At 71.1% G+C, this 20061-nt stretch carries 21 protein-coding genes; 13 read left to right on the top strand and 8 right to left on the bottom strand.

Annotated features, from left to right (window positions below; all coding sequences use genetic code 11):
- Positions 1-67 precede the first annotated feature (67 nt).
- Together DJ74_RS01075 and DJ74_RS01070 are read left to right on the top strand one after the other, a co-directional pair.
- Positions 68-1981, top strand: a complete 1914-nt coding sequence (locus DJ74_RS01075; protein ID WP_094526034.1) for a helicase C-terminal domain-containing protein — start codon at positions 68-70, stop codon at positions 1979-1981.
- Between the two features lie 317 nt (positions 1982-2298).
- The gene (locus DJ74_RS01070) at positions 2299-2490 is read left to right on the top strand and encodes a UPF0175 family protein (protein WP_094524231.1); all 192 of its coding nucleotides are present in this window, start codon (positions 2299-2301) and stop codon (positions 2488-2490) included.
- A 146-nt stretch (positions 2491-2636) separates the two neighbouring features.
- On the opposite strand, the gene DJ74_RS01065 is transcribed toward DJ74_RS01070, so the two are convergent.
- A complete protein-coding gene (locus tag DJ74_RS01065) occupies positions 2637-3743 on the bottom strand; it encodes a 60S ribosomal export protein NMD3 (RefSeq protein WP_094526033.1) in 1107 nt (368 codons plus the stop codon).
- 146 nt (positions 3744-3889) lie between these two features.
- Here DJ74_RS01065 and DJ74_RS01060 point away from each other — a divergent pair, with 146 nt between their 5' ends.
- Both DJ74_RS01060 and DJ74_RS01055 read left to right on the top strand, forming a co-directional pair.
- A complete protein-coding gene (locus DJ74_RS01060; protein ID WP_094526032.1) occupies positions 3890-4243 on the top strand; it encodes a DNA-binding protein in 354 nt (117 codons plus the stop codon).
- Positions 4244-4837 carry an asparagine synthase-related protein gene (locus DJ74_RS01055; RefSeq protein ID WP_094526031.1) on the top strand — a complete coding sequence of 198 codons (594 nt, stop codon included), beginning with the start codon at positions 4244-4246 and terminating at the stop codon, positions 4835-4837.
- Positions 4838-4884: 47 nt separating this feature from the next.
- Here DJ74_RS01055 and DJ74_RS01050 read toward each other — a convergent pair whose 3' ends face one another.
- The 4 genes from DJ74_RS01050 to DJ74_RS01035 form a co-directional block, all read right to left on the bottom strand.
- A complete protein-coding gene (locus DJ74_RS01050) occupies positions 4885-5859 on the bottom strand; it encodes a carbohydrate kinase family protein (RefSeq protein WP_094526030.1) in 975 nt (324 codons plus the stop codon).
- Positions 5860-5910: 51 nt separating this feature from the next.
- Positions 5911-7212, bottom strand: a complete 1302-nt coding sequence (locus tag DJ74_RS01045) for a DHH family phosphoesterase (protein WP_094526029.1) — start codon at positions 7210-7212, stop codon at positions 5911-5913.
- A 136-nt stretch (positions 7213-7348) separates the two neighbouring features.
- Positions 7349-7813 (bottom strand): universal stress protein, encoded by a 465-nt coding sequence (locus DJ74_RS01040; protein ID WP_094524237.1) that lies wholly within the window; start codon positions 7811-7813, stop codon positions 7349-7351.
- Positions 7814-8471: 658 nt separating this feature from the next.
- Positions 8472-10082 (bottom strand): heme-binding protein, encoded by a 1611-nt coding sequence (locus DJ74_RS01035; RefSeq protein WP_094526028.1) that lies wholly within the window; start codon positions 10080-10082, stop codon positions 8472-8474.
- 139 nt (positions 10083-10221) lie between these two features.
- On the opposite strand from DJ74_RS01035, the gene DJ74_RS01030 reads away from it, so the two are divergent.
- Positions 10222-11418: a UbiA family prenyltransferase gene (locus tag DJ74_RS01030; protein WP_094526027.1), complete on the top strand. Its 1197-nt coding sequence runs from the start codon at positions 10222-10224 to the stop codon at positions 11416-11418.
- Positions 11419-11509: 91 nt separating this feature from the next.
- Entirely contained in the window at positions 11510-12085 is a 576-nt protein-coding gene (locus DJ74_RS01025; RefSeq protein ID WP_094526026.1) for a PadR family transcriptional regulator, read from the top strand.
- A gap of 42 nt (positions 12086-12127) precedes the next feature.
- Here the strand turns inward: DJ74_RS01025 and DJ74_RS01020 are convergent, their stop codons facing one another.
- A complete protein-coding gene (locus DJ74_RS01020) occupies positions 12128-12943 on the bottom strand; it encodes an SDR family oxidoreductase (protein WP_170938270.1) in 816 nt (271 codons plus the stop codon).
- A gap of 121 nt (positions 12944-13064) precedes the next feature.
- Between DJ74_RS01020 and DJ74_RS01015 the strand changes: the two genes are divergently transcribed.
- Positions 13065-13271: a hypothetical protein gene (locus DJ74_RS01015; RefSeq protein WP_094526025.1), complete on the top strand. Its 207-nt coding sequence runs from the start codon at positions 13065-13067 to the stop codon at positions 13269-13271.
- A 123-nt stretch (positions 13272-13394) separates the two neighbouring features.
- Here the strand turns inward: DJ74_RS01015 and DJ74_RS01010 are convergent, their stop codons facing one another.
- Together DJ74_RS01010 and DJ74_RS01005 are read right to left on the bottom strand one after the other, a co-directional pair.
- Entirely contained in the window at positions 13395-13631 is a 237-nt protein-coding gene (locus DJ74_RS01010; protein ID WP_094526024.1) for a hypothetical protein, read from the bottom strand.
- A 136-nt stretch (positions 13632-13767) separates the two neighbouring features.
- A complete protein-coding gene (locus DJ74_RS01005) occupies positions 13768-14541 on the bottom strand; it encodes a GTP cyclohydrolase III (protein WP_094526023.1) in 774 nt (257 codons plus the stop codon).
- A gap of 197 nt (positions 14542-14738) precedes the next feature.
- Between DJ74_RS01005 and DJ74_RS01000 the strand changes: the two genes are divergently transcribed.
- The 6 genes from DJ74_RS01000 (at position 14739) to DJ74_RS00975 (ending at position 19840) form a co-directional block, all read left to right on the top strand.
- Positions 14739-15518, top strand: coding sequence for an HAD-IIA family hydrolase (locus DJ74_RS01000; RefSeq protein ID WP_094526022.1), 780 nt, complete (start codon positions 14739-14741; stop codon positions 15516-15518).
- Between the two features lie 255 nt (positions 15519-15773).
- Entirely contained in the window at positions 15774-17165 is a 1392-nt protein-coding gene (locus DJ74_RS00995; RefSeq protein ID WP_094526021.1) for a DUF92 domain-containing protein, read from the top strand.
- Positions 17162-17641, top strand: coding sequence for an N-acetyltransferase (locus tag DJ74_RS00990; RefSeq protein WP_094526020.1), 480 nt, complete (start codon positions 17162-17164; stop codon positions 17639-17641). The genes DJ74_RS00995 and DJ74_RS00990 overlap by 4 nt, the downstream gene beginning before the upstream one ends.
- A 127-nt stretch (positions 17642-17768) precedes the next feature.
- On the top strand, positions 17769-18191 hold the full coding sequence (gene hisI / locus DJ74_RS00985; RefSeq protein WP_249269100.1) for a phosphoribosyl-AMP cyclohydrolase: 423 nt from the start codon (positions 17769-17771) through the stop codon (positions 18189-18191).
- Positions 18192-19373: a hypothetical protein gene (locus DJ74_RS00980; RefSeq protein ID WP_094526019.1), complete on the top strand. Its 1182-nt coding sequence runs from the start codon at positions 18192-18194 to the stop codon at positions 19371-19373.
- A 68-nt stretch (positions 19374-19441) separates the two neighbouring features.
- Entirely contained in the window at positions 19442-19840 is a 399-nt protein-coding gene (locus DJ74_RS00975; RefSeq protein WP_094523960.1) for a hypothetical protein, read from the top strand.
- Positions 19841-20061 lie beyond the last annotated feature (221 nt).

Genomic DNA, 20061 nt, shown 5'->3' with positions numbered 1-20061 from the left:
TAGTTTTGAGTTCACTCGACCGGTCGGAACGCGAGGGTTTAATCCTGGGAGGGAGCGAGGGACCCCTGTGGACCCCGACCGGATCCCCGCCGAGTTCCCCGCCCCGAGCTTCCGCGGCGCGCAGGAGCGGGCCCTCTCCGACATCCGCGACGCGTTCGCCGCCGGCAACGAGGTCGTCCTCGTGCGCGCGCCGACGGGCAGCGGGAAGTCGCTGCTCGCGCGGGCGGTGATGGGCGCGGCGGCGACGGTGGACGAGACGGCGCCGAGCGAGGCGACGGGCGCCTACTACACCACCCCGCAGGTGTCGCAGATCGACGACGTCGAGGCGGACGACTTACTCGACGACCTAGCGGTGATCCGCGGGAAATCGAACTACGACTGCATCCTCCCCGGCGAGCACGACACGCCTGTCAACCGCGCTCCCTGCGTCCGGCAGCAGGGGTTCGACTGCTCCGTGAAACACCGGTGCCCGTACTTCTCGGACCGCGCGATCGCTTCGGGTAACCGGTACGCCGCGATGACGTTAGCGTACTTCATGCGCACCGCGGGCTCCGAGGTGTTCCGCAAGCGCGACGTCGTCGTGATCGACGAGGCGCACGGACTCGCCGAGTGGGCGGAGATGTACGCGACGATCGAGCTCTCGCCCGAGCGCGTCCCCGTCTGGGACGACGTGCGCGTCCCGGACGTGGAGGCCGACGCCGGCCCCGAGGAGGACGCGCTCGACCGCACCGCCCGCTTCGTCGCCTCCCTTCGCGACGTCGCGAAGCGCGCGAAAGACGAGCTGACGGGCCGGGCCGAACTCGACCGCGAGGAGGTCGCGCGCCGCGACCGCCTCCAGGAGCTGAGTAGCGAGCTGGGTTGGTTCCTCGAGGACTACCGCGACCTCGACTCGCCGACGACGTGGGTCGTCGACCAGTCCGGCGGGGAGGGCTCGCCGCTCGCGATCAAGCCGCTGGACCCCGCCCGCTACCTCCGGCACACCGTGTGGGACCGCGGGAACCGGTTCGCGCTCCTCTCCGCCACCATCCTCTCGAAGGAGGCGTTCTGCCGCGGTATCGGCCTCGACCCGTCGAACGTCGCGCTCGTCGACGTCGAACACACGTTCCCGCTGGAGCACCGCCCGCTGTACGACGTGACGCGCGGGTCGATGACCTACGAGCACCGCGACGAGACGGTCCCGGAGATCGCCCGCCTGATCGTCCGGCTCATGGCCGAACACCCGAACGAGAAGGGGCTGATCCACGCGCACTCGTACGACATCGCCGGGCGGATCACCGAGCTGCTGGGCGAGTTCGGCGTCGCCGCGCGGGTCCGACGCCACGGCCGCGAGAATCGGGACGCGGAGCTCTCGGCGTGGAAGGCGAGCGACGACCCCGAGGTGTTCGTCTCGGTGAAGATGGAGGAGGCGCTGGACCTGAAAGGCGACCTCTGCCGCTGGCAGGTGGTGTGTAAGGCGCCGTACCGCAACACGAACGACTCCCGCGTCGCCCGCCGGCTCGCGGACGACCAGTGGGCGTGGTACCACCGGACCGCGCTGCGGACCGTGATCCAGGCGTGCGGTCGCGTCGTCCGCGCGCCCGACGACTACGGCGCGACGTACCTCGCGGACGACTCCCTGCTGGACCTCTTCGAGCGCGCGCAGGCCGACACCCCGCCGTGGTTCGGAGACCAGATCGACGCGATGACGACGCCCGACCTCCCCGACTTCGATCCCGCGGCCGCGCTCGCCGGGATCGACGCCGACCCCTCCGGACCGTCCCGTGCGAGGCGGAACCGGACGGTCGGTTCCGGCGGCGCGTCGGACCGCGGCGGCTCCGGCGCGGGCGGCTCAGGGAACGCCGCGGGCGACGCGGCCGACGCCGACGGGTCGGGCGGCGACACCGGGAGCGCCGGCGACGCGGGCGCGACGCGAACCCGCTCTGAGACCGACGCCGAGCGGCGAAGCGACCACCCGCTCTCCGACGTCTGGGGCGACGGCTGAGGCGGGAGCCGACGCTGCGACGAACCGTGGTCCGGGGCCGTACCGCGGTGTCGTCGGACCGCGCGACCGCCGCTTACAGCAGCGAGACGCCCCAGGCGGCCATGGAGCTCACCATGAGGAACGCGAAAAACAGCGCGAAGATCTGTTGTCTGTTCATACCTCCCCTGTGCCGCAGAGCGGCATAATTCCTGCGGGCCGCCCTCGGTAGTGATTATACGCCGCCGGACTGATCGAACGTCAATATATATCGTATAAGGTGTATCATGGCCCTCAATCAATTAGTAACCTTCATAAACCTACACGGGTCTACAGTAGGTATGGCAACGAAGGGCCTCTCGAGTGCGCTGACGCTGTACGGTGCGCGAACGTTGACACTCTCTCAGGCGGCCGCACAGGCGGGCCTCAGCGAGGCCGAGTTCGTCGAACAACTCGAGCGCCGCGGCATCGACGTGACCGAGTCCGAGCGCGCAGCCGCTCTCGGAAACGAGTCGACCGCCCGCGCCGACTGAAGAATTCGACCGTTCGCGCCGACTGAACGCGCCAGCGCCCCTCCTTCCCGGCGGCGGAGTCTGTCTGCCGCCGTCTCCCCGCTCACCTCTCACACGCAGCGTCGCGCTCTTCGACGCCCGGTGTCAGTACTCGCCGCGGCGACGCCCTACTCCTCCGGGACGAGGTGCACGTCGCCCTCGTGTTCGAACGCCAGCACGCTGTCGGCGTCGTCGTCGACGAACTCGGGGTTCGGGACCGTCTTCGCCTCGTAGGTGACCGGGTCGAGCACCTGGATCGCGTTCTCGTCTTCCACCGTCACCACCGTCGTCTCCGCGGCGTCGCCGCGCGTTCCGAGGCGGGCCGCGTCCGGCGCCTCCGCGTCCTCGAACTCCGAGACGTACTGCTCGCCGGTCGCGAGCCGGACGCCCTGTAGCCGGCCGGAGACGCCCGTGACGAGCACGGGGCCGTCGCCGTCCTCCGGATCGATGACCTCGCCCTCGGCGTACCGGGGGAGCCGGACCGCGAACGTCACTCGGTACACCTCGTTGCCGTCGCCGTCCTCCGTGACGAGCGTCGGGTACGACTCGAAGCTCCCGCCGAGCGCGTCGGTGATCCGAGTCGCGACGTTCTGCGCGAGGCGGTTCGAGGAGAGCTTGACGTCCGGTCCGTCGTCGGTCTCTTTCACCTCCGTGATGAACGCCTCGCGGTCGCCGTCGGCCTCCTGGGCCGCGACGTACGACTCGGCGATGTCGAGCGCCTCGGCGCGCTCCTCCGGCGTCAGGTCGCGCTCGTCCGCGCGCACCTGCACGGTGCCGGCGTAGTAGCCGCCGGCGATCCGGCCGCAGCGGTCGCAGGTGCCCCGCGAGATCTTGACCGGAACGGTGACCTCCGCGGAGCGGAGCGTTCCGCGGACGACGCCCGAGAAGCGGCAGTGCATCCGGACGTTGTTCTCGTCGACCTGCTCAGGCTCGACGCCCCACTCGACGTCGGTCGCGTCGACGTGGACCCCGAGCGCCTCCGCGACCTCGTCGACGGCGACGTCGGTGTAGTCGCGCGCGCCGACGTCGCGCCACGACTCGCCGCGTCGGACCGCGCCGCAGCCGGAACAGACCAACACCTCGATCCGGTCGGGCGCGTCGACGAGATCGAAGTCCTCGAAGTAGCAGTCGTCACACAGCAGCGCGTCCCGCCCGCGCGGCTCGCCGGGGAGCGGCTCGCGCCGCTCCGGGACCGGATCGCCGCACCGCGGACAGAACTCCCGCGACTCGCTCATTGCAAGCTGCTACGCCGAGGAGGCGTTTAAGCGACGCGGACCGCCGGTGTCCCCCGACCGCCGCGGCCGTACGGGTCGTCCGGCGCCCGGCGAGCGCCACCGCGGCCTCCGAAATCGTTTTTCGCGCGGACCGTGAAGGCCCTCGTATGAGCGAGAACCCCGACGACGAACGACTGGAGGAACTGCGAGAGAAGAAGATGGAGGAGCTCCGCGAGCGCCAGCAGGCCGGCGGCGGCGACGCCGAGGCCCAGCGCGAGGCCCAGGAGCGCGCCGACGCCCAGCAGGAGGCCGTCCTCAAGCAGTACCTGACCGACGGCGCGCGCCAGCGGCTCAACGCGGTCGAGATGTCGAAACCGGAGTTCGGCGAGAAGGTGAAACAGCAGGTCGCGACGCTCGCCCAGAGCGGCCGGATTCAGGGACGTATCGACGAGGACCAGATGCGCGACCTCCTGAAGGAACTCCAGCCCGACCAGCAGAGCTTCGACATCCGGCGGCGATAGATGGAGCTCGCGCTCCTGTACAGCGGGGGGAAAGACTCCTCGCTCGCCGCCCACCTGCTCGACCGGTTCTACGATGTCCGCTGCGTCACCGGGAGCTTCGGGCTCACCGACGACTGGGAGCACGCCGAGCGGGCGGCCGCGGAGCTCGGGTTCCCCTTCGAACGCGTCGAGCTGGACCGCGCGGTCGCCGAGGAGGCGGCCGCGACGATGCTCGACGACGGCTACCCCCGCAACGGGATCCAGCGCGTCCACGAGCACGCCTTGGAGGCGATCGCGAGCCGCGACGTCGACGCGATCGCCGACGGTACCCGGCGGGACGACCGGGTGCCGACGGTCTCTCGCGCGCAGGCGCAGAGCCTGGAGGACCGCCACGGCGTCGACTACATCTCCCCGCTGTCCGGGTTCGGTCGCCACGCGGTCGACCGGCTCGTCGAGGAGACGTTCGACGTCCAGCAGGGACCGAGCGAGGAGGTGCCGAAGGCCGACTACGAGGACGAGCTCCGGACCCTCATCGCCGAGGACCACGGCGAGGCGACCGTCGACGAGGTGTTTCCGGACCACGACCAGACGTACGTCCACGGTCGGACCGATTAGCTCGGCGGCGAGTCGTCGCCGCCCGTCTGCCGACGCCGATCGAGCCCCTACCGCCGCTCGTCGAGGAACGACTCCACGCCCTCCCTCGAGGGGAGCGCCGTCATCCCGCCCCGTTCCCGGACCGAGAGCGCGGCCGTCGCGTTGGCGAACGCGACCGCGTCGTCGAGGTCGGGCGCGGCGGCCGCGTCGTCCGCGGCGAGCCGAGCGATCAGCCCGGCGGTGAACGCGTCGCCGGCGCCGGTGGCGTCGACGGCCTCGACCGCGAAGCCGCCGTGGCGGGCGGTCCGCTCTCCCCACGGCGCCGCCGCCGAGCTCGCGACGACCGCGCCCGACTCCCCGAGCGTGACGACGGCGGTGTGGGGGCCGAGATCCAGCAGATCGCGCCCGAGCGCCTCGCCCTCCTTCGACGAGAGCCCCGTCGCCGCCACGTCCTCGTCGCTGGCGAAGACGACGTCGCTGTCGGCGACGATCTCGCGGACTGCGTCGACGACGCTCTCCCGCTCCCCGTCCGGGACGAGGTCCTCGCGGTAGTTGATGTCGAACGATACCGCGCAGTTGCGCTCGGCGGCGGCCGCGGCCAGTTCGCGCATCGCCGCCCTCCCGTCCGGGTGGGTCAGGGCGACGCCGCCGAGGTGGACCCACGAGACGGCGGCCAGCTCGTCCGCCGGCACCGAACCGGGCTCGAAGCCGAACGCGACGTCCCGGGAGCCGTAGAAGCGGAACCGCCTCCCGTCGACGCCGGGCGGCGAGACGACCGCGAGCGTGGTGTTGCCGTCGGCCCGCTCGAACGCCGCCGTCGGCACCCCCTCGTCGACGAGCGTCTCGCGTAGGAGGTCACCGAACGGGTCGCCGCCGAGCCGCGTCCAGAACGCCGGCGCCGCGCCGAGCCGGGAGAGCCCGACCGCGACGTTGGCCGGCGCGCCGCCCGGTCGGTGAGAGAAGCCGTCGACGTCGCGGAGCGTCTCCCCCGGTCCGGGGAGGAAGTCGATCAGCGTTTCGCCGGCCACGAGGATCTCCGCCATGCGAGAGACGGGGCCGCCCGACGACATGAAAGTGGGCGGTTCTCCGACGCCCTACTCCCCGTTCTCCTCGCCCGTCTCCGCCGCCGCGACTTCCTCGGCGACCGCCTCGAACGCGGCGAGGATCACTCGCTTGCAGGCCTGCCCCTCGGTCGTCCAGTGCTGGGCGTAATCGAGCATGTCGTCGTAGATGTCCGGCTTGCAGCCGGCGGCCTGCGGGTGGCCGCCGCCGTTCACCCGCCCGGCGACCTCGTGAGCGTGTCGGAACCCGTCGGAGCCGCGGATCGACGCCGAGCCGGCGGGCTTGACGATCACCGCGGCGTCCGCGCCCGCCTCGCGGAGCGCCTCCGCGACCTCGTTCTGCGAGCAGCGGCCGTACGTCACCGCGACGGTCCACTCGCCGACCTCGTGGGTGACCGCGCGGTCGACGGCGGCGTCGATCCGGGCCTCCTTCTCGACCCGGCGGTCGGCGACGAACGCCTCGACGGTCTCGGGGAGGTCGGCGCCGTACGCGCCCACGACCGTGGCGTACTCCTCGCTGCCGGCCCAGTAGGAGTAGTCGGCGAGGTCGTCCGAGCGCGGGTCCTCCTTGATCCAGAGGTCGTGGTCGCGCGTCACCGTCGCCAGCTCGGCCCACCGGTCGCCGAACGCGTGGTCGAGCGAGCGCAGCGCCACGTCGGCGGTGCACTCCTCGTCGGACTCGCCGATCACGAGGTCGACGCCGAGGTCCCGGACCGCCGCGGCCGTCTCCTCGTCCCACTGGTGGTGGTCGAACCACCGGACCGAGGCGGCCTCCTCCGCGAGCGCCTCCAGCGGCTCCGCGATCCACTCGTAGTCGTCGGGACAGAGGTCACAGACGAACAGGTCGACGTCGTCGTCGGCGTACGCGAGCACGCGTTCGAGCGAGGTGTCGAGCGAGTACGGTCCCGCCGCGACCAGCCCGACCGGCGACCGCGTGTGAGCGTCGTCGGTGGGGTCGTCGCTCTCGTCCTCCTCGTGCGTATCCCCCGCGAGCGCGTCGTCATCGCCGCGGTCCGCCGCTTCCTCGTCCTCGTCGTGGTCCGTCGCTTCCTCGTCCTCGTCGTCGTCGCCCTCCGCGAGCCGAGCCGCGATGGCCGCCTCGAAGTCGGCGACGTCGAGCGCGGCGTCGTACGCCTCGCGGACCATCGCCGCGCAGGCGAGCCCGTCGGCGTCGCCGTCGGCGATCACGACCGCCTCGCTCCCCTCGATCGCCTCCTTCGCTCGGCGCTCGGAGCGCTCCTCGTCCAGCGAGTCCGGGTAGAAGAAGCCCTTGCCGGGCAGCCGCGTGTACCGCGAGCGGGGTATCCCCGCCTCGTCGATGAGCTCGTCGTCCATACCGTCGAGCCGGGCGGGAGCGGGAAAACTCCGCCGTTCTCGGGGTGACCGCGCCCCGCCGTCTCGACCGCGTCCCGCCGTCTCGACCGCGCCACCTCGTCGCCTCACCGCCTCGCCGCCCCGCCGCGATCGGCCCTCAGACCGTCGTCCGGCGCGGGTCCTCGTCGGTGAGCTGGCGGACGGTGAGCACGGGGATCGGACAGGTCCGCACGACGCGCTCCGCGACGGAGCCGATCAGGAACCGGTTCTCCCCGTGGCGGCCGCGGGTGCCCATCGCGACGACGTCGGCGTCGACGTCGCGCGCGTATCCCGATATCTCCGCGGCCGGCCGCCCCTCGCGCACCTCGACCGTCACGTCCAGTTCGGGGTCGCGCTCCGCCGCGGCGGCGGTGACCTGTTCGAGCGCCGACTCGCCGTGGTCGTCGAGCGCGTCGCGGAGGTCGTCGCGGACCTCGTCGGGCGTGGACTCGACCTCGCCGCTGTCGACGACGTAGACGGCGTGGACTTCGGCGTCGAAGCGGGCGGCGACGTCGACGGCGACGTCGACGGCCCGACGCACGCTGTCGGAGCCGTCGGTCGCGACCACGATCGTGTCGAACATACGCCCTCGTTCGCCGAGCCGGTAGTTAAAAACAGGCGGTCGACTCCGGCACCACATCGATCGACACCGTGAGTGCAGCGACGGTACATTTTATAAGCCACTGAACCGATGCGGCGGCGTGCCTCCGAGCGGTCGCCATCGGCGACCGCGAGGAGCCCGCGAGGGAGTCAGTCGTCCGGAGCGAAGCGGAGGACGACTGACGAGGCTGGGGAGGTGTGAGGCGCGGTTGCGGTGCCGTGCGGGTGGGACTCAAAGGGGCAGCCGGGAGGCGGGCGCAGGCGACGCAAGCACTGCAAGGAGCGAGTGCAACGAGCGACTGAAGCGCGCAGCGAGCGTGCGCCCGCCTCCCGGCTGGGGCTTCGGAGGTGGTGACCGCAACGTAGTCGGACACGTACCGCCTCCCGGCTGGGGCTTTGGAGGTGGTGACCGCAACGTAGTCGGACACGTACCGCCTCCCGGCTGGGGCTTTGGAGGTGGTGACCGTCGATCCGTCAGCAACGACTTATAAATAAACGACGGGGACTTCGGAGGTAATCGTTCCGTCTTCAGGAGTCATTTATAAGTAATCAAATAGAAATTAACCGACCGACAGCAACGAATTATAACCGGCCACCACTTGGGCGATCAATTATAAATCGCGATCCGCGCACCGCCTCGCTTACGCCAAGAAGACGTGCCGCGGCCGGTCGGCCAGCACCTCGCGGCCCCACTGGACCGTCTCGCGGAACTCGTCGGAGCCGAAGAACGTCATCGCGTCCTCCTTCGCCTCCCACTGGCTGGCGATGAACATGTCGTTCTCGTCCTCGACGTTGGTCATGAGGTCGGTCTCGACGTGGCCGTCCATCTCCGCGAGGATGTCGCCGACCTCGTCGAACGTGTCGCCGAACTCCTCGCGGTAGTCGGGCTTGACCGTGTAGAACATCCCCATCGTCCCGAATCCGGACTCCTCGCCGGCCCGGGCGACGACGTCCGGCAGCTCCGAGAGGAACCCGGCCGCGGTCTCGGCGGCGGAGGCCGTGTCCCAGATGGAGACGACCGCGGACCGGTCGGTGTGTCGGCCCTCGTACACCGCCGTCTTCACGTGCGTGCCGTAGTGGTCGAAGTTGCCGCGGAGCCCCTCGACCTCGTCGAACAGCGCCTCGACGTCGGCCTCGCTGTACAGCACGGTGGCGTACACGTCCTCGCCGTGCGGCTTCCCGGCGTAGATGTCGAGGTCGGCGAGCTCGCCGCGGATCTCCTCGTCGGAGACCTCGTCGCCCTCGCCGCTCGCCCCCTCCTCGCCGTGCGGATGGTCGCCCTCACCGCTCGCCTCCTCATCGCCGTGCGGGTGGTCCCCGTGCGCTGAGCCGCCGCCCGCGCTCGCGTGGTCGTGGCCCCCGCCGCGGCCCCCGTGGCCCTCGTCGCCGTGGTGGTCGCCCTCGCCGTGAGCGCCGCCGCTTCCCCCTTCGCCGTGGGCGTGCCCCCGCTCGCCGTCCCCGCCGGCGTCGCCGGTCGGCACCGTTTCGCCCGCGAGGTACGCGCCGAGGTCGCCCGGCGGGAACCGCCGCCCGATGTAGAAGTCGCCGAACTCGCCGTAGCGCGAGGAGGCCGGATCGAAGCGCATCTCGTACACGATGTCCTTGATGTCAGTCGGGTCCGCCCCGAACAGCGTGACGCCCCACTCGTGGTCGTCGAGGCCGACCGAGGAGGCGATCACCTGCTTGATCTTCCCGGCGTACTCCTTGCCGACCTCGCCGTGGCCGGCCATGAGATCGGCGCGGTCCGAAAAGGAGAGGTCGTACCAGTTGTACTCCTCGCCGCGGCGCTTGCTCATCGGGTAGAAGCAGACGTACTCGTCGTCCGGGATCTCCGGCGTCAGCTTCCCCTCGATGTACCCGCGGAGGCCGGCGTCGACCTCCTCCGGCCCCTCCTCGAAGTACGCGTCGGAGACGTAGCCGGAGACCTCGGTGACCGAGACGTACGAGGTGGTCCGTTCGGTAAACCGGGCGAGCGCGGTGTCCTCGAACCGGCGCTCGATCGACGAGAGGTCGTCGAGCGAGGGTCGGAAGTGGACGAACAGGAGGTCCGCCTTGTGCCCGAGCACGGAGAACAGGCCGGAGTCGCCCTCGTCGGCGTCGGCGACCAGCTCCCGGTGTTTCAGGAAGGCCTCGCCCTCCTCGATCGCCCGTCGTCGCTCCCGCTCGGGGGCGTCGCGCCACGCGTCCCAGTCGATGGACCGGAAGTCGTGCAGCGCGAACCACCCCTCCTCGGTCTGTGGTGCCTCGACCATACCCGTCGTTCGAGCGCCGGGACTTAGGAGTTTGCGAGTCGTCGTCGCCCCTCCCACGTCGAAGCCGTCTCAGCGAGTCGCTCGAGCGTAACTGTGAATCCCCCGACAAGATTAATCGTGATCAGCGCGTTGAGGGCGCATGGCCATCGCTCGGCACGATCGCGGGGTACGGGCGGACCTGCGGGCGTTGCTCTCGCAGGTCCATCCGGTGTTCATGTTGCCGCCGCTCGCGGCCTCGTGGTTCGGTGCGGCCGTCGCCGGCGAGTTCGGCCTCACGGTGGGCGCGGTCCACATGAGCGCGATCTTCTTCGCGGTGTACACGGCGCACGTGAAGGACGGCTACGTCGACTTCCACCGGCGCGGCGAGGACGACGACCACCCCATGACCGTCCGCGGCTGTCGGCTCTCACTCCTCGCGGCCGGCGTCGGCTTCGCCGCCTGTACGTTCGCGCTCGGCGCGCTCGTCGGGCCGGGCGCCGCGCTCGTCACCCTCCCGACCTGGTTCATCGGGTATCTCCACGCGCCGCAGCTCGACACGAATCCGCTCACCACCACGCTGGGGTACCCGACCGGCATCGCGCTCGCGCTGCTCGGTGGGTTCTACGTCCAGACGACCGTGGTGACCGCGACGATACTCGGATTCGCGCTCGTCTTCCTCGTGACGCTCGCCGGGGTGAAGATCATCGACGACGAGCAGGACTACGCGTACGACCGGTCGATCGACAAGCGGACGGTCTCGGTGCTGCTCGGCCGACCGCGGGCCCGGACGCTGGCGTTCTCCCTGTTGATGACCGGGCTCATCGGCGTCCTCTGGGGCACGGTCGACGGGCTGTTCCCCCCGTCGGCGCCGGCCGCGGCGCTCGCCTTCGGCTCGGTGGCGGTGGTGGCCAGACCGGCCCGCCCGACGATCGCGACGATGCTCCTGATCCGCGGCGCCTATGTCTTCCTGGCGCTCCTGATCGTGGCCGTCTGGTTCCGGCCGCTGTCCGGCACCCCGCTTCCCGACATCACCGTGTTCGGACCGTACACGTACCTCGCCACCGAGGTCGTCTTCGGCGGGGCCGCGTTCGCCCTGCTCCGCTACGCCGGCGCGCTCCGTCGGTCGGCCCGGACGATCGCCGCCCTGTACCCGATCGCGTACCTCTGGGACTGGTACACGCTGGAGGTCGGCGTCTTCGAGGTCACGATGCGCACCGGGTACGACCTGTTCGGGATCCCGATCGAAGAGCACCTCTTCATGATCGTCGTGCCGGCGCTCGTCCTCGGCATTCACGAGACCATCCGGACGCTCTCGGTCGACTCAGACGAGTCGCCCCGGAGCGACTCGCAGGCGTGAGCGCACTCGCGGTTCGACGGCCGGCCCGGGTCCGACGGCCGATTCCGGCCCGACCGAAACGCTTTCCGAGCCTCCCGGAAAGGGACTGACGATGCGGAAGAGCGGACCGCCGAAGGGACTGATCTCGTATCTCGTGTTGGAGCTGCTCGACGAGCGGCCCCGGTACGGATACGAGCTGCTCGGCGAGATAACCGAGATCAGCGGCGGCCACTGGGAGCCGTCGTACGGCTCCGTCTATCCGATCCTCTACAAGTTCGAGGAGGAGGGCCTCGCCGAGCGCGTCGAGCGCGCCGACGAGCCGGACCGGAAGTACTTCGGGCTCACGGACGCGGGCCGCGACGAACTGGCCGAGAAGCGGAGCGAGATCGGCGGGGAGGCGAAGGAGTTCGGGGACGTCGTCCTCGGCTTCTACCACCTCTACTCGGCGCTCGCCACCGACGACCGGTTCGAGGTCGACGACGCCGACGGCGACTGGGAGTACTCCGAGCGCTACAGCGCGTGGATAGTCGAGCAGACGATCCGTCACCACGAGCGCGACTTCGGCGAGTTCGAGCGGATCGACGCCGCGCCGGAGGAGTTCCACGCGGCGAGCGCCACCGAGGGCGGCGACGAGGAAGAGAACGGCGAGAGCGACGCGGCACCCGACGGCGTCGACCGGGACGACTGACCGGATCGCGGGGCGCCTGCTACGTCGCCGCCGCGGTCGCGGCTACCGGTCGATGAGCCGTCCGAGGACGCCGCCGGGGAGCCCGGCGCGGACCAGGCGGTCGTACAGCCGGTCGGGGAGCAGCGCGGCCGCCCGCGGGAGCCAGCGCGCGCGGCGGCTCACCCGGTAGACGGTCCGCGGTCGGTCGGTCGTGGCCGCGACGACGACGCGCTCGACGGCGGTCTCGACGTCGGTCGCGACGGGCGAGTACCCTTCGAACGCCCGGTAGGCGTCGGCGTACGGGCCCTCGGGGTCAGCCTCCGCGCTCCGCTCTGCGAGCCCCGCGGCGGCGCGCTCGTTGAACCCGGTCGGGACCGGGCCGGGCTCGACGAACGCGACCGTCGCGCCGTGGGGCTCGATCTCCCGGCGGAGGGCGTCGGCGTACCCGCGGAGGCCGGCCTTCGCGGCGCTGTAGGCGCCGTGGTACGGCAGGGCCGTCGACCCGACCATCGACCCGACGACGACGATCCGACCGTCGCGGTCGCGGATCGACGGGAGCGCGGCCCGGACGACGGTGTGGACCGCGGTCAGGTTCGTGTCGAGCTGCCGGCGGAACGAGTCGACGGTGGTGTCCTCGACCGCCGCGATCTCGTACCCGCCGACGCAGGAGACGACCCGGTCGAGCTCGCGGCCGGCGAGGAGTTCCTCGACCGCGTCGCCGTCGCGTAGGTCGAGGGCGTGCGTCTCCGCGTCTTCGGGGAGGGAGGCCAGCCCGTCGGCGTCGCGGTCGATCCCGATCACGTCGTGGTCGGCGGCCGCGAGCGTTCCGACGACGCCGCCGCCGATCCCGCCGGCCGCCCCGGTCACGAGGACGCGCATGGAACCCGGTAGCGCCCGGGGGCTGGTGACGCTGGCGGTTCGGACCGCGGCCGGAGGCCGGAGCGAAGCGGCCGGGACCGCTCCCGAAGGCATATATCGTCGACCCGTGATTACCGGACGTATGTCCACCGACGAACCCTCCGTCCCGATCGTCTGCACCGAGTGCGAGACGGAGACGAGCGTCCCCCTCTCCGACGTGGCGGACGCGCTCGCCAAACACAACGACGGGAAACACGACGGCGACGAGGTGGCGGAGGTCGACCCGGCGCTGAAAGACCGGCTCGCGGACCTCGTCGCCGAGGACCTCGGACTCCTCGACGAGGCGTGACGGTGAGAAGGCGGCCGCGGACAGCCGACGGGCGGCCGTCGTCGACCGCGGTCGACCGACCGTTTCGATCCCGGTAATCGGAGTCGGTCGCCGGTGTCGGCGGTGCGCCGGACCCCGACCCGCTCAGTCGTTCCTCGCGAGCGCGCCCTTCGGGTGCCCCTTGTGCTGGAGGTTCCGGTTGTCGCGCTTCCGCGTCGCCGTCGCCGGGATGACCGTGTCGGCGTCGACCTCGCTCCGCGGTCGCCCGGTGTAGCCGTGGTCGGGGTGTTCGGCGCAGTGGGCCATCGCGTCGTGGGATCCCTCCCACGGCCCCTCGTCGCAGCCGTCCGCCGTGCAGACGAACACTATCTCATCAGACATGTTGACGAAGGCTTCCCCGCCGTCATATATAAAACTGGAGCTAGAGTTATCAGCGTAGATAACGGGCGCCGAAACAGATGCCTATCCGGGCCCCGCGACGGACGTCGGTCTGGGCATCGGGGCCCGAGACCGGGACTCAGTCGCCGGCGGCGGGGGCACCGAACAGCTCGACGCTCGTCCCGTCGTGGCGGCAGTCCTCTAGCGCGTGTTTGGCGGCGAACCCCGCCTCGTGAGCGGTGGCGCCCCGACCGACGCCGACCTGCAGCTCCACTTCCACGTCGTCTTTGACGTGCGCGACCGCTTCGGCGAACGCGCGCTCGGGGAGATCAGGGCAGACGGAGATGATGTTGTCGCCCCCGACGAAGAAGGAGAGCGCCCCGTGTTGCTCCCGGAGATACCGCATGAGAGACGCGTACGCCCGTTCGATGTTGATGAACGTGTCGAACTCGTTGAGTCGATCGGTGTACTTCCCGGTCGCGTTAACGACGTCGAAATGCGCGACCTGAAGGTCCGATACCGTCGTCTCCGTGAGGTACTCGCCGGCGAGCACCTCGGTCCGGGCCTTGTCTTGGGCGCTCCCTTCGTGCTGGAGCTGCTGGTTCGCGGCCTCCAAGGCGTCGACCGGTCGTTCGTCGACCGCGGTGCCGAGGCTGATGCTAACCGGGTACCGGTTCCCGATCGACTCTTGGAGGGCCGCGTGGGCCGCGTCGTCCACGCCGTTCGTCACGGCGATCATGTTGTCGAAGCGCGTGAAGAAGACGTACGCGTCGCGGTGGCCGACGAACTGGGCGATGTCGGCGAACAACCGCGACTGGAGCGTCTGGAGGTCCATCTCCCGCCGCGGCTCCGGTGTCGTCGTCCACGGGCCGTAGTTGTCGATCTGGACGAGGGTCACCTGGGTCGTCGTCACAGTAAACACCGATTGGGAGTCCTGCCGCTTTACGCTTCCGTTATCCGGAAGCTGAAACCCGTATCGCATCTGGGAAGACGCGCGTTCTCGGTCGACCGCGGAACCGGTCACGGAACCGCCACGTCCTCACAGCCACCGCGCCCCCACAGCCACCGCGCCCCCGCAACCACTACGGCCGTGGCGCCCCGATGATGGACATGGCATTCAGCGGCGCCGTCCTCGACGTGGACGGCACGGTCGTGCGAGGCAACGATCCGATCCCGGGCGCCCCGGCCGGCTACCGTCGGCTCCGGGAGGCCGGGATCGAGACGCTGTTCGTCTCGAACAACCCGACGAAGACGCCGACGGCGTACGTCGATCGGCTCGGCGCCGCGGGGTACGACGTCGATGTCGACAGCGTGTTCACGGCCGGAACCGTGACGACGCGGTTCCTGCGGCAGCACCACGCCGACGACGAACTGCTGTGTATCGGCGACCCCGGGCTGTTCGATCAGTTCGAGGACGCGGGGCTCTCGACGACGGACGACGTCGACGCCGCCGACGCGCTCGTCGCCTCGATCGACCGCGGGTTCGACTACGAGGACCTCTGTACCGCGCTGTGGACGCTGGAGCGCGGCGTCCCCTTCATCGGCACCGACCCCGACGTGGTCATCCCGGCCCCCGAGCGCGACGTGCCCGGCTCCGGCGCGGTGATCAACGCGATCGCCTCCGTCGCCGAGCGCGAGCCCGACGTCGTCCTCGGCAAGCCGTCGGACCCCGCGATCGAGATGGTCCGTGAGCGCCTCCCGTACCCGCCCGAGGAGTGTCTCGTCGTCGGCGACCGCCTGAACACGGACATCGCGCTCGGCGAGCGCGCGGGGATGACGACCGTGCTCGTCAGGTCCGGCGTAACCGACGACGACCGGATCGCCGCCGCCGACGTCACCCCCGACTACGTGCTCGACGACCTCGGCGAGATCGACCGAGTCCTCGACTGAACGCACCCGTCTCGCCCCCGCGTCAGTACTTCCGCTCCGTGGGTAACGTTTATACGAATCAGTCGCTTCTCCATGCGTATGAGTGGCGTTGACACGCACGAGGGAGCGACCGGAGACGACGAGGAGGACCCGGAGCGACCCGTACGCGTGATCGAAGGGCACGCGGTCCAGTTCAACGAGTACCGGTACTGACCGGGGGCGCGGCCGTCGACCGGTGTCGGGACCGTTAAGTGCTCGTCCCGGGTAGCCGAGGGTGTGATACGGAGGCTCCGACGCGCGAGTACCTTCGCCGCCGTAGCCGCGCTCGCGGCCCTCGCGCCGACGCTCGGCGACGCCGCGGTCGTTCCCTTCCTCGCGGTCGCCGGCCTCGCCTTCTTCGGAATCCGCGACGGGGAGTGGTTCGAGACGCTCGCGCTGCCGGGCGATCGCGAGGAGGAGCGGCTCTACGGGCTCGTCGCCTTCTCGGTCGCCGCCGCCGGCCTCGCGCTGTTCGCCTCGCTCCCCCGCGCCCCCCTCCCGTACGAGGCGTTCGCCGCGGCGGCGCTCGCCGTCGGCGGGGGACGGTTCGGCCGGGAGCTCGTCGGCCGGTCGACGACCGACGAGTTCCCGCTCGTCGCCGGCTACGTCGGGGTGGGCGCCCTCGCGGCCTTCGTCGGACAGGTCGCGGTGCGGCTCCAGACGGCGGCCCTCGGCGTCGACGGCGGGTTCTCCATCGACGGGCCGGTCCCCGCTCCGGGCGTCGACCCCGCGGGGGCGGCGTCGCTGGCGACCGCGCTCCCCGACCTCGTCTTCATCGCGTCGGTCGCCGCGCTGACCGCCGCGCTCGTGCGGTCGCTGGTGTTCGCCCGCGACGCGCACATCACGGTGATCCTCGTCGCGTTCGCGGTCTGGGGGTTCCTCGCGCTCGACCCGGCGGTCACCGTCCCCCTCGTCGCGTTCGGTCTCGGCGTGACCGTCGCGCTCGGTTACATCTCCTTCGCGCTCGGCACCGCCTCCGTCCCCGGGATGCTCACCGGTGTGCTCTCCGCCCTGCTCGCCGTCGTGCTCGGCGGGGTCGGCTGGTTCCTCACGCTGATGTCCTTCTACGCCGTCGGCGGGCTCGCCTCGAAGTACCGCTTCGACGAGAAGGCGGCCCGCGGCGTCGCCCAGGAGAACGAGGGGGCCCGCGGCACGGGTAACGTGCTGGCGAACTCCGCGGTCGCGCTCGTCGCGCTCGTCGGCTACGCCGCGACCGCCCACGTCGCGCTCCCTCCGGCCCCGTTCGCGCTCGCCTTCGCGGGGGCGACCGCCACGGCGATGGCCGACACGCTCTCCTCGGAGATCGGCGGGCTGTTCGACGGGCCGCGGCTCGTCACGACCCTCAAGCGGGTCGACCCCGGCACCGACGGCGCGATCACCTGGCAGGGTGAGTTCGCCGGTCTCGCGGGCGCGCTCCTCGTCGGCGGCCTCGCCGCGGTCGGAATGCCTCTCGGCGACCTCGTCGGCGGCGGCGGGGTCGTCGTCTTAGCGGGGGTCGCGGGCATGACCGTCGACAGCCTCCTCGGCGCGCTGGTCGAGGGCGACCGGATCGGCAACCAGACCGTGAACTTCCTCGCGACGCTGTCCGGGGCGGCGGTCGCGGTCGGGCTCGGGGTGACGGTGCTGTGAACCCGGCGTCGAACGACGGCGAGGGGCCGGACTCCGACCCGTCGGACGAAGACGCCGATACCCCGGACCCGCGCGTCCGCGCCGCCCGCCCGCCAGACGCCGACCGGATCCGCGAGCTCCAGGCGTTCCTCCGGCAGCCGAACCCGGACCTCTTGGAGTACGGCCTCGCGGTCGGCTCGGCGCTCGTGAGCGTCGCGGACGGCCGCCCGGTCGGGTACCTGCTTCCGGTCGACGCCCCCAACCGCCCCGGAGTCCACATCGCCGAACTCGTCGTCGACCGGGACCACCGGCGCGAGGGGCGCGCACGCGGCCTCCTCTCGGCCGCGATCGAAGGGGCCGACGGTCCCGTGACGCTCCAAGCGCACCCCGACAACGACGGAGCGCTCGCGCTGTACGACGGGCTCGGCTTCGAGGTCGTCGACCGGCGCCCCGACGCGTACGCCGACGGCGACGCGCTCGTACTACGCCGGGAGTAGAGTCGTCGGCCTCGGAGCGGCCGGCGCCTCGCAGGCGCTCGGCGCCCCCGGAGCGGCGGGCGATCTCTCTCGGGAGCGAGCGAGAACAGACAAAAGGACTATTCGAGCCCCGCGCTACGGGCGAGACATGAGCGACGCCGACGCGGAGCCGGAAGCGGGCGAGGGTCCAGACGCGAGCGACGCCGCCGCCGACCCGATCGACGTCGACTTCGGCGAGGACGGGCTCGTCCCCGCGATCGCCCAAGACGCCGACTCGGGCGAGGTGCTGATGCTCGCGTACGTCTCGCCGGAAGCGCTCGACCGCACCCGCGAGACGGGCGAGGCGCACTACTACTCCCGGTCGCGAGACGAGCTGTGGCACAAGGGGGGCTCCTCCGGCCACGCGCAGGAGGTCCGCGAGGTGCGCGTCGACTGCGACGCCGACACGCTCCTGTACCTCGTCGACCAGAACGTCGGGGCGTGTCACACGGGGCACCGGTCCTGTTTCCACCGGACGATCGACGGCGAGCACGTCGGGGAGCGCGTCTTCGACCCGGACGAGGTGTACTGAATGGGCGACGCGGCCGGCGGCGCGGCGGACCGCGGCGCGGCGGGACGCGACGCGGAGCCCGACCCGGTCGCCGAGGCGGGCGAGGCGGCCGCGAGGCTCCGCGAGCGCTACGACGAGCTCCGGGGGATCGAGGGCCGGATCGCCGACCTCGGCCGGGAGCGCGTCGAGGCCGCGGCGGACACGTACCGCCGGGCCCACCGCGTGCTCGACGAGTACGAGGAGGACGCGGTCGGCAGCGGCGACTTCGAGGCCTACGTCCGGTTCGAGGGCGAGTTCGCGAACGCGGTCGACGTCGACGACGACGCGCTCGCGGCCGACGCGTTCGCGGCCGCCGACGAGGCGGTCGACAAGAAGCGGCTCTCGGAGCGCGACTTCGAGGCGGCCCGCGAGGCGCTCGAACCCGCCGGGGAGTACGTCGACCTGCTCGCCGACCGCGACGAGGCGCTCGACGACTATCGGATCGCCCGCAGGGACGCCCGTGAGGCGAAGAAGCGCCTCGCCGCCCGGCTCGACGAGCTTCGCGAGGTCGCGGCGATGGCGGACGCCGACCTCGACGCCGACGTCGACCGCCTCCGCGAGCCGGTGGAGACGTACAACGAGGCGGTCCGGGAGTCGTTCGACGAGTTCTATAAGTCCGCGTCGGCCCGCGAGGCATTCTCGTTCCTCGATCGCGCGGACGCGACGCCGTTCGTCGACGTCGACGTGCCGCCGACGGACCTGGCCGACTACGTCGCCGAGTACGAGGCGGGCGAGGAGCCGCTGCCGACCCTATTGAAGTACGCGGACTACTCGAACTCGAAGCTGGAGCACTACGTCGACGACCCCGGCGCGCTCCGGACGGCGGTCGCGGTCCACCGCACCTATATCGAGCGGCTCGACGGCGAGCCCCTGACGCTCGACTGGCCGCCCGCCGCCGGCGACGAGCTCGCCTACGAGATCGACGAGCTGATCCCGCTGGTCTCGCGCGTCGCCGACGACGACACGGTCGCGACGCTGCGCGCCGTCCGCGATCTCGCGCGCGACGACGAGTACGAGCGGCTCCGCCGCGCCGCCGAGGTTCGCGACGCGCTGGACGACCCCGAGCTGGAGCTGGTGCGGACCGGCGCCGTCGACGACCGGGTGCGCGAGGCCGAGCGCACCCTGGAGATCGCCGAGGACGTGCTCGCGGAGACGGAGCGGTAGCGCGCTTTTAAACGGCGTCTCCCGGGGAACCGCGCCCTTTCAATAGCCGCCGGCGTCGACGTGACGACATGACACGATTCGACGCCGCGACGGAGACGGAGCGGCTGAAGCTGATCGCGGACGCGGCGGCCGCGCACCGCGCCCGGTCGAGCGACGTGATGACCGTCGACGTCGACCCCGACAGCGACGTCACCGAGGGCGGCGAGGTGCCGCCGTGGATCCAGCTCGTCGGCACGGAGCTGATCTTGGACTGCACCGACGACGAGTTAGAGCGGCTGAAGGACCTGCTCGGCGAGTTCCCCGAGTTCCGGATCGACGAACTCGTCAGCCCGGAGGAAGCCGAGGGGACGAACGCGGTCGTCACCGCGCGCTCGGACGCCAACCGCGTGGCGGGGTTCGTCGAGCGCGCGTTCCGCGAGGTGTACGGGCTCGACGAGGAGTATCGGGCCTGGGTGACGGCGATATGAATCGGATGAGGGTGTTGCTGTCGGGTGTTTATAATTGAGTGACGGCTCGGCGGTGACGGCTTTCGGATTCCCAGCCGCCTGCTTATAAATCGTTGATCGTGGCTTGACGATGAAAACCTCCAAAGCCCCAGCCGTGAGGCGGGCGCACGTTCGCTGCGCTCCTCGTCACTCGCTTCGCTCGTTCCTGCGGTGCTTACGTCACCTGCGCCCGCCTCACGGCT

It is taken from the genome of Halorubrum sp. Ea8, assembly GCF_002252925.1.
Classification (GTDB): Archaea; Halobacteriota; Halobacteria; order Halobacteriales; family Haloferacaceae; genus Halorubrum.
Note: the sequence above shows the minus strand (reverse complement) of the source record. Positions and strands in the feature narration are given on the sequence as shown.

What these genes read in the sequence shown, in the direction of transcription:
- DJ74_RS01070 (WP_094524231.1), top strand. Translation starts at nt 2,299, where the DNA reads ATGGCAACGAAGGGCCTCTCGAGTGCGCTGACGCTGTACGGTGCGCGA.
- DJ74_RS01065 (WP_094526033.1), bottom strand. Translation starts at nt 3,743, where the DNA reads ATGAGCGAGTCGCGGGAGTTCTGTCCGCGGTGCGGCGATCCGGTCCCG.
- DJ74_RS01060 (WP_094526032.1), top strand. Translation starts at nt 3,890, where the DNA reads ATGAGCGAGAACCCCGACGACGAACGACTGGAGGAACTGCGAGAGAAG.
- DJ74_RS01055 (WP_094526031.1), top strand. Translation starts at nt 4,244, where the DNA reads ATGGAGCTCGCGCTCCTGTACAGCGGGGGGAAAGACTCCTCGCTCGCC.
- DJ74_RS01050 (WP_094526030.1), bottom strand. Translation starts at nt 5,859, where the DNA reads ATGGCGGAGATCCTCGTGGCCGGCGAAACGCTGATCGACTTCCTCCCC.
- DJ74_RS01045 (WP_094526029.1), bottom strand. Translation starts at nt 7,212, where the DNA reads ATGGACGACGAGCTCATCGACGAGGCGGGGATACCCCGCTCGCGGTAC.
- DJ74_RS01040 (WP_094524237.1), bottom strand. Translation starts at nt 7,813, where the DNA reads ATGTTCGACACGATCGTGGTCGCGACCGACGGCTCCGACAGCGTGCGT.
- DJ74_RS01035 (WP_094526028.1), bottom strand. Translation starts at nt 10,082, where the DNA reads ATGGTCGAGGCACCACAGACCGAGGAGGGGTGGTTCGCGCTGCACGAC.
- DJ74_RS01030 (WP_094526027.1), top strand. Translation starts at nt 10,222, where the DNA reads ATGGCCATCGCTCGGCACGATCGCGGGGTACGGGCGGACCTGCGGGCG.
- DJ74_RS01025 (WP_094526026.1), top strand. Translation starts at nt 11,510, where the DNA reads ATGCGGAAGAGCGGACCGCCGAAGGGACTGATCTCGTATCTCGTGTTG.
- DJ74_RS01020 (WP_170938270.1), bottom strand. Translation starts at nt 12,943, where the DNA reads ATGCGCGTCCTCGTGACCGGGGCGGCCGGCGGGATCGGCGGCGGCGTC.
- DJ74_RS01015 (WP_094526025.1), top strand. Translation starts at nt 13,065, where the DNA reads ATGTCCACCGACGAACCCTCCGTCCCGATCGTCTGCACCGAGTGCGAG.
- DJ74_RS01010 (WP_094526024.1), bottom strand. Translation starts at nt 13,631, where the DNA reads ATGTCTGATGAGATAGTGTTCGTCTGCACGGCGGACGGCTGCGACGAG.
- DJ74_RS01000 (WP_094526022.1), top strand. Translation starts at nt 14,739, where the DNA reads ATGGCATTCAGCGGCGCCGTCCTCGACGTGGACGGCACGGTCGTGCGA.
- hisI (WP_249269100.1), top strand. Translation starts at nt 17,769, where the DNA reads ATGAGCGACGCCGACGCGGAGCCGGAAGCGGGCGAGGGTCCAGACGCG.
- DJ74_RS00980 (WP_094526019.1), top strand. Translation starts at nt 18,192, where the DNA reads ATGGGCGACGCGGCCGGCGGCGCGGCGGACCGCGGCGCGGCGGGACGC.
- DJ74_RS00975 (WP_094523960.1), top strand. Translation starts at nt 19,442, where the DNA reads ATGACACGATTCGACGCCGCGACGGAGACGGAGCGGCTGAAGCTGATC.